The sequence below is a fragment of the Candidatus Eisenbacteria bacterium genome, assembly GCA_005893305.1.
Lineage (GTDB): Bacteria > Eisenbacteria > RBG-16-71-46 > SZUA-252 > SZUA-252 > WS-9.
The window spans coordinates 46,331-55,015 of record VBOZ01000002.1 but is presented as its reverse complement, the minus strand read 5'-3'; the positions used below and the strand labels follow the sequence as shown (position 1 = coordinate 55,015).

The 8,685-nt window shown below is 64.9% G+C and carries 5 protein-coding genes (1 of these 5 running past the window's edge); all 5 read right to left on the bottom strand.

All coding sequences use genetic code 11. The features are described 5' to 3' along the window. Positions 1 to 117: the beginning of a PorV/PorQ family protein gene (locus E6K79_00595; GenBank protein ID TMQ67273.1), read on the bottom strand. The gene continues 888 nt to the left of window position 1, outside the view; only the first 117 of its 1,005 coding nucleotides appear in the window; it begins with the start codon at positions 115 to 117; its stop codon lies beyond the left edge, outside the window. Beyond that, a complete protein-coding gene (locus E6K79_00590; GenBank protein ID TMQ67272.1) occupies positions 114 to 2,852 on the bottom strand; it encodes a hypothetical protein in 2,739 nt (912 codons plus the stop codon). Before E6K79_00590 ends, E6K79_00595 begins: the two co-directional genes overlap by 4 nt. A 2-nt stretch (positions 2,853 to 2,854) precedes the next feature. Continuing rightward, positions 2,855 to 5,638 carry a TonB-dependent receptor gene (locus tag E6K79_00585; protein ID TMQ67271.1) on the bottom strand — a complete coding sequence of 928 codons (2,784 nt, stop codon included), beginning with the start codon at positions 5,636 to 5,638 and terminating at the stop codon, positions 2,855 to 2,857. A 258-nt stretch (positions 5,639 to 5,896) separates the two neighbouring features. After that, the gene (locus E6K79_00580) at positions 5,897 to 7,294 is read right to left on the bottom strand and encodes a TldD/PmbA family protein (protein TMQ67270.1); all 1,398 of its coding nucleotides are present in this window, start codon (positions 7,292 to 7,294) and stop codon (positions 5,897 to 5,899) included. Then, positions 7,236 to 8,684, bottom strand: a complete 1,449-nt coding sequence (locus tag E6K79_00575; GenBank protein TMQ67269.1) for a TldD/PmbA family protein — start codon at positions 8,682 to 8,684, stop codon at positions 7,236 to 7,238. The genes E6K79_00580 and E6K79_00575 overlap by 59 nt, the downstream gene beginning before the upstream one ends. Position 8,685 lies beyond the last annotated feature (1 nt).

Genomic DNA, 8,685 nt, shown 5'->3' with positions numbered 1-8,685 from the left:
CTGCGCGCCCTCGGCCGTCAATGGGAGCAGCAGGCAGGCGGCGATCACCATCGCGATTCTCACGAAAATCCTCCTCAGTTTGCCCACAGACCGGTGGGTCGCTCGGGCCGGTCTCATCGTATGATCACGAACCTGCCGACCTTCCTCCCCAGCTCGGAGTCGACGGAATAGAGGTAGATCCCGCTCACGATTCTCTGGCCGTTCCGCGAGATGAGATTCCACGCTTTCGAGCCCTGTCCGGCCGTAACCGGATCCTTGCCGAACTGGAGATCGGAGGGGGCCCGGCCGTCGAACGGAATGTCGACCACCAGGTCCCCGGCCAGGGTGTAGACGTGAATGGTTCCCTTGGTCCGAGGCAGATTCATGAACGTCACCTTGGTGCCCGACGGGTCCTCCTCGCGCGGGATCAGATCCCACTGCGCGTGTCCCTTGTAGGGATTCGGGACGACGAAGACGTTTTTCTCCGTCGCCTGCGACGAGCCTCGCGGATAGACCACCTGCGCGTTGGTCGCGCTCGGGTTCCCGCTCAGGATCACGTCGGTTGCCGAGGTCTCCCCGGGGACGATCGAAACCGGAACGATCGAGTAGAAGTAGGGGAACCCGTTCAACACCCTGTCGTCGACGTAGCTATAGCGCCCGATCGCGTAGAGCGTGTCCCGTTCCGTGTAATTCGTCGTATCGGAGTAGACGCGTCGGGCCACCGGGTCCCACCGAACCTTGACGTCGTGCCGCTCCACGAGGGGCGCGCTGGGATCGATCAGCTCTCCGAGCGGTCGGGCCGGTGTCCCCTTGGGGTTGGCCCGCCATTCGCCGAGGAGCGTCCAGAGATTTTGGGCGGGAGCGTTCGTGCCGAGGGGGCGGTTCCAGCCGGCGGCCTTGTAGATCCGGTAGCCGACGAACTCCTTGAGATTTCCCCGCTGGGCATCCCGTATCTGCTCCGCGAAGTTGCTCCACTTCAAAGTAACCTTGGTGTCCCCCGGGAAATACCAGGCCGATATCCGCGCCGAATCCGAATGGCTCTCGTATATGGGGAGGAAATCCCTGGGCTCCGAGTTCCCGTTGTTGCCCTGGAAAAACGGGGATGGAAGCGGCGCCGCGGCGACCCAGTTCACGATCTGTTCTCGGCCGCCCTGACCCGTGTTGACGTCGCAATCGAAGTCCACGTAGGTGCACTGGGTACCGCTGACGAGCAGGTTCAGCGTGTCCGCCGAGGCGCAGTGCGTCAGCCGGGGCGGGCCCGGATTGTCGAGGCAGAGGAACTTCCCTCCCTGCTGGGTATCGCACGGGATGCTGTTATCCCATGCCGAGATTCCGTCGTATTTCGGGTCGTTCGGGATCTCGCTGTGGAAGCGGATGCGGCAGATCGAGGACTCGGGAAGCTCGTACGTAAACGCTCTTCCACCGCTCGTGTTTCTGAGGCAGGTCTCCTTGCCGCAGGTACCCGTCGTCAAGTCGTTGTCGAGGTCCGTGTAGAGGCCGTCGAAGACCTGCTGGGCTGAGATAGCGTTGCCGACCAGAGTCTGGTTCACGTCGTTCGGGCCGCCGTGTCCGAGCCCCGCCACCCACGCCACCGACACGGTGAGCGTCGAATCCGGCAGAATCTGCCGGAAGGGTCCCGTCGCCATGATGAATCGGTAGTCGAGCGGGCGGTCCGACTTCGGGTTGATGGTGTTGTTCGGATTGTTGGGGTTAAAGCGGGGATCCGACATCAGCTGGTACCGCTGGGCGTCGTTCTCCGGGTCGCCTCCGGCTCCGAACGAGGCCGAGCCGGAGAAGAACTTGAACGACGTGATGCCGACATGGGGAGGCGCCGTGGCGCCCGACGGGTCGGTCGTGTGGTTGAGGAACATGCAGCCGAAATATCCGTCCCCCGGCACGTCGCCGCCCTTGTTGTCCTGCGGCCGGGCCGGATTGTCCGGGTTGTCCCAGGCGTACGCCATTTGGATCCTGCGCTTCACCGTTTCGCCGGCGGGGCCGAGATACGTCACCACGGAGTCGAAGAGCGCCGCTTCGTCGTCCTGGAAATAGCCGGTAACCGCGCGATTACCGATGTCGGGATCCGCGAAGATCGCGACGTATACGTTCCGGATGGCGCGGCCGCTCTGGTTTGTGATCCGATAGTCCATGCCCACGAAATCGCTCTGGCCCGGAGTCGACCAAGCGTAGCTGGTCTGGCGAACGCGGATCCCGAGGGCGACGTGCTCCGGGTTGATCTGCCGTATCGCGGGCAGGTCGTCCCGATACTCGCACGAGAACATCTGCTGGCCGATGGCGGCGTAGTCCTCGTCGCAGAGGCCGTCACCGTCGTCGTCGATTCCGTTCAAGAAGTCCTCGTCGACGAGCCCGTCGTTGTCGTCGTCCGGGCTCAAGCTGGCCGAGATCACCCGGTTTCCCCCGGGGATGCCCTCGTACGCCTCACGCACGTCCGCGACCTGGTCGATCGGAAGGGGCACGCATGCGTCCTTGGGGTTGGTCTCCGGGGAGAACTCGACGTTGTAGGCCGCCGTCGTCACATGGGGAATCCCGCTGGCGTCGATGGCGCCGACCCAGAGGCCCGCCGCGTAGAGATGGTCGAAGCCGGAGCCGGGAGGATACTCCGCGGACGGGACCGTCGTTCGCGACGGGTTCGCCGCGTTCCCGGTCTGTCCGATGTTGGTGATTTGGAGATGGAGCCGGCCGACGTTGTGAACGAACTTTCCGTCCAGCCGGAACGTCTTGTTCTGGTACTGCTTCGCACCACCCTCGGGATCATCGGGCGGCTGATAGAACGCCGTCACCCCGGCCCAGAGAATCAACGCCGCGGCGAAGGAGGCGGCGCGTCGCCCGTAAAACAACGCTCGCGATTGGGTCATGGTTAGAATTGGACTCCCACTCCGACCCGGATGACGCGCCCTTGCTGGAAGACGCGCGGATCGTTGACCGGGAACCAGTCTTCACGACCGTCCCCGTTCAGATCCTGGGTCAGGAATGCTCCACCGGCTCGGCCCGTCTCTGAGTAGTAGGTCACATACGAGGTGCCGTTGATCTGGTTGTTCGGCCAGAGGCTCGGCTGCAACTCGGTGATGTTCTCCGCGTCGAGCAGATTGGTGCCTTGGAGGTAAAAGGTCACGCTCTGACCCCAGACACGGAAGAACCGCTCCGCTTGGACCGCTAGAGTGGAGGTTGTGGGGAGCCTGCTCGCATTCACGGTCGCCGGATCGATCCGGCGCTGCTCCCGTTCCTGCCGCGTGTACGGTAGGCCGGTGCCGAACTGGTAGACGAAGCTGGCCGCCCAATCCTTCTCGTTCCCCAGGCGGAGCGTCGCCGCGATGGTGTGGCGCTGGTCCCACTCGAGCGGCTGCTCCGAGGTGGGCTTGTACTGGTCGCGGATGTTGCCCGAGCTCGCGAGGGCGCGATTCGGATCCGACGCCGTCCCGGTCGAGTTGCTGTAGGTGTAGTTGAGCTCGCCCGAGAAACCGTGGCTGTGCCTCTTGATCACGGTGGCTTCGATGCCGCGCGAGGAGGCGTAATCGCCGTTCACGCGTGTCGGCACCGTGATCGCGAACCCCGGCACCTCCTGGTCCACCGTGGTCAGGAGGCCGTAGATGTCCTTGAAGTAGACGCCGAACTGGCCGTAGATCTCCTTGCTGAACAGATGCTGCACGCCCAGCTGGTAGGAGATCGTGGTCTGGGGCTCGAGGTTCGGATTCCCACGCGCTTCCGCGGAGATGTTCCGCCCCTGATAGAGATAGAGGCGATCCGGCACCTGGAAGAGCCGGCCGTAATGGAAGCTCATGACGTCCCGATCCGAGATCGGATAGGCGATCCCGATGCGCGGACTCCACTGCGTCTTCACCTTGTGGGCGACCTCGGCCGACGAGATCTGGTTTCCGACCGAGAAGCTGTCGTAGCGGAACCCGGCGTTCAACACCATCCCCTCGTACTCCCAGCGATCCTGCGCGAAGAAGGAGCCCTCCGGGTTGTAGTTCTGGAACTCGTCCCGGGTCGCTCCGTAGTCGCCGTTCGCGTCAAGCACGTTCGGGAACTGGGCGAGGAGGAACGAGAGGTCGTTGTAGTTGATGTCGCCGCCCACCATGATGTTGTGCGGATGGCCACCCTGCTCGATGGGTTTGCCGAGCTTTCTCGAGTAGTCGCCGTTCAGCGTGTAGGTGACGGTGTGACGGCGCTCGTAGAACGGATAATCGCCGTTCGTCACGTAGTACGCGCCGTCGATCCGGTTCAGCGGGTCGTAGTACTGATTGGGGCTCTGCATGTACTCCCAGAGCTGCCGGCCCAGGACGTCCTCGAGGGACACCCACTGCTGGCGCGAGGTGCGGATGTTGTAGATCTCGCCGTTCTGGGATCCAAGGACGTGCCGCCAGGTGAGGGCTACCTGCTGATAGCTCGCGTCGACGACCGGAAGATGATCCGCCGTGTTCATCGGAATGTAGCTGGAATCGACCGGGTAGTACGACCAATGGCCGTAGCGGGTCGTGACGTTCCCGTCGGTCGGGGCCGTGCTGTCCTGGATCACCTGCACGAATCCCTTCCGGTTCCACCGATTGTGGTACCGGCTGTCGATGGAATTGTTCTGAATGAACTCGACGTTCAACTTCTCGTTCGGCGTGACGTTGTACGTGAGCTTGCTCGAAATGTTGGACGCGTTCGCCTGCCGGAGCCCGACCCGGATGAAATCCAGGAAGCGGTGCTCGTTGTGCACCGTGGTGTTGCGGAGGTAGGTGTCGGTGTACGTCCCCTCGTATGAAATGTAGTACTTCGTCTTGTCGAAGAGGAACGGCCCGCCCAATCCGACGCTCAGCCGCTCGAAATTATTGAATTCCTTGTCGTGCTCCCCGTAGCGATCGGTGAAGTACCGCGCTTCGCCCGCGAACTTGTCGCCGCCTTCGCGCGTCGTCAGGTTGATCACCCCCGAGAGCGCGTTCCCGTACTGGGCGTCCAGTCCTCCCAGCACCTGCTCGCTCGAGGAGACGGCCAGGAGGCCCAGGTCCACGCCCTCGGCGCGGAGCGGGTTTCGGCTGGCGATCCCATTGACGACCGTGAGGACCTCATCGGCGCGCCCGCCGCGGAAGTGGAGCTCGCCTCCCTGGCTGATGACGCCGGCCTTGAGCCCGATCGCGTCCTTGTAGCTGTCGACCGGGAGAGAGTGGAGATCCTGGGCGGTGACGATCTGCTTGGTGGAGCTGTCCTTCTTGCGAATGGCGATCTTGAGGTCGCCCGCGACATCGACGACCCTCATCTTGACTACTTCCTCGGTCAGCTTGAACTCGAGGTTCGTCGTCTTGTTCGCGTCGACGCGGACGCCGGGGCGCTCCTGCTTGGCGAAGCCGAGCATGCTGACGCGCACCGTGTAGACGCCCACGGGGACCTTGATGATGGTGAAGATGCCCTGCGCGTTGGTCGGGCCGCCGCTCTGGGCGCCCAGAATCGTGACGTTCGCGAACTGCTGGGGAATACCCGAGGCGTCGGTGACCTTTCCGGTCACCGTACCCGTTTGGGCAAACGCGGCGTCTGCGAACAGCACGGAAAGAACCGCGAGAAAAACGAAGGCGAGTGACGGCGGAGTTTTGTTGAGGGAGCCGCCGCGTCGCGACGCGTAGCTCGGCATGGCGTGGAGCGCTCCTTTCGTCGGCTGTGCCATCACGTTGGGGTCATTACTTTATGCCGCCTTTGGCCGGTCAAGTCAAGCCAATTTGTTGCAACAGGCTTGCTTGGACCCGCTGTACCGCGACACCGCGGCGAGGAAATGTCGATAGTTGACCCGAGAAAAACATCGTCGGCGGATGGGGGGAGCTAGAGCCGGTTTCGGGGGGGACTCTTGAAACCGATGGGGGCTTAGGCACATAGAGCCCTTACGAATGAAGTATATCCAGGTTTCGCGTTCCCGCAAGCCCTTTTTTCAAAACTCGGTGACGCTCGACATATGAAAATTCCGGACGCGGAGCCCCGGACAGACCACGCCCCCCGCCCGCTCGGGGGCCGACATGGCCTCGACCTCGTTCAGCATCTGGACGACGCTCTGGTTGAATCGGAAGTTACGGACCGCCCGCGTGATCTTCCCTTTCTCGATCGCGAAGAGGCCGTCGCGGGTCATTCCGGTCAAGGTCACGGTTTTGGGGTCGACCACGTTCGTGTACCAGACGCGCGTGACCCAGAGGCCCCGGTCGATTCCCCGGATCAGGTCCTCGGCCGGGCCGCTCCCACCCTCCAGCACGAGATGATGGGCCAGGGGGCCGATCGTATTCGGAACCGGGAGCCCGTGGCCGGTCGACTCGCGCCCATCCTTGGCGGCGGTCTGCCGGTCGTACACCGGCGTCTTCGCCACGCCCCGTTCGATGATCGTCGTCGGCTGCGTCGGCATCCCCTCGGCGTCGAACGGGGAGCCGCGGTGGAGCGGATGGTACGGATCGTCCCTCAGGGTGATGTTTTCCCCGACGACGCGCTGCCCGATCCGTCCGGAGAGAAAGCTCCGACCTTCCTGCACCGCGAGCGCACCCACCGAGATCCACGACATGTCGGTGAGAAGATCCGCGACGGCATCGGGCTCGAGCACGACGGTGTAGCGCCCTGGATCCCAGGAGACCGGATCGCGCGAGCGGATCGTCTTGTCGGCGGCGCGCGCCGCGAGCGCCTCTCCATCGATGTCGCCGGCCCGGTAGCTTTCCCTCGCGGCCCATCCGGAGGCGGCGCCGTCGAGGGCCGAGATTCGAAACGCGGCGTCGGTCCCGAGGTGGTAAGCGAAGAGCCCGCGGCTGTTCGCGATCGCGAGCGTGTCCAGCTCGCCGTACTCGCCGATCGTTCCCCGCCCCGTCTCGTAGATCCCGGCTGCGGTGACGCCGGCCTTGACGCAGCGCTCCACGGCGCGGCCGACCTCGCGCGCGCGCTCCTCCGGCCCGAGACGGCCCGTCGCCTCGTCGTCCGCGTCGACGGTGCGGTAGGTCTGGGGACCCGGGAGAGGAAGGAGGTCGGGGATCTCGGGCTGGAGTCGCGCCGCCGCCGTCGCGGCCCGGGCCAAACGCTCCGCGCCTGCTCGACTCAGATCGTTCCCGCTCGCGCGGCCGGTACGCTTCCCCAGCACGACCCGCATCGAGAGCACGAACCGGCGCTCCGATACGTTCTGGGTCACCTCGTTGTTGGCGAAGCGCGTCAGGTGGCTCGTGCCGCCGCCGAGGGCGACCTCGGCCTCCCCTTCGCCGACGACGCTCAGCGCCTGCTCGAGAACCGACCGCGCCTCGTCCCTAGTCATCGTAGCCCACGCCGACGCGGACTCCGCGGAATCGCGCCGGGGCCGCGCCATGCGTCATCTCCGCGACCTGGCCGGGCTGTCCCTTCCCGCAGTTTGTCACGCCCCAGGGCGCCCATGCCTCGGGCCCGCAGATGAAGTCGCACGAATTCCAGAATTTCGTCGTGATGCCCTGGTACGTGGGATTGCGCAGCATCCGCACGCGGCGGCCCTTCCGGATTTCCCAGGCGATCTCGGTCTTGAACTGGAAGTTGTACCGAAGCTGATCGATGCTCCAGCTCCGATTCGTCTCCATGTAGATGCCGCGGTCGGTGTCGGCCAGGAGATCCTCAAGCGATCCCTTCCCGGGTATCAGGCCCAGATTCACCATGCGGATCATCGGAATGTGGTGCCAACCGTCGGATCGCACGCAGCCGCGGCTCCGCCCTTCTCCGACGCGACCCGCCAATTCGCGCGAGGTCAGGTATCCAGAAAAGAGGCCGTCCTTCACGATGTGCCAGCGCTGGGCCTCAACGCCCTCGTCGTCGAACCCGAAGGTCGACAGACCGTGGGGGAGCGTGGCGTCGGCCACGAGGTTCACGATCCCCGATCCGAACTGGAGCGTCCCGAGACGGTCGAGCGTGAGGAAGCTGGTCCCCGCGTAGTTCGCCTCCATGCCCAGGACGCGGTCGAGCTCCGAGGGATGGCCCACCGACTCGTGGATCTGGAGCGCGAGCTGGGAGCCCTCGAGAATGATGTCGGCTTCCCCGCCGGGGCAGGGATCCGCCGTCAAGAGCGCGACCGCTTCTTCCCCGACGCGGGTCGCGTTCTCCACCCAGGGAACCGATTCGATGAACTCGAAGCCGAGCGTCTGGTGCTGCCCGTCATTCTGGGGAAAGCTCCGCTTCTGGACCTCGCCACCCGAGATCGCCGTGGCGCTGTAGCCGCCGCCGGATCGGGTGGTGGTCTGATCGATCTCGGAGCCCTCCGAGCTCAGGAAGAGCTGGCGCTTCCGGACGAAGGTGAGAAACCCCTCGGCGATCGAGACGCCCTTCACGCGGCGCAGCGCCTCATCCACGCGGAACAGGAGGTCGAGCTTCCTCTCGAGCGGCACGGAGAAGGGATCGATGGCGCAGTCGGAGCTCCACGTGGCGCGACGCGGCGGCTCGGGGGCGAGGATGACCGGCTCGCGTCGGACGGTTGCGCTCGCCCGCGCCAGCGCGACGGCGTGGGCCGCGCACGCCTCCACGCCTTGCCGGGTGAGCACGTCGCTGCCCGCGTAGCCCCAGGCGCCCCGGTGGAGAACGCGAACTCCGATCCCGCGCGTCTCCGAGCGATCGACGCCGCCAACCTGTCCGTCCTTGACTTGGAGGTCTTCACGCTCCGATTCGAGGAACCGGACGTCCGCGAACTCGGCGCCGCGCGCGACGGCCGTGTCGAGAGCGAGGTGGGCGAGATCCTTCATC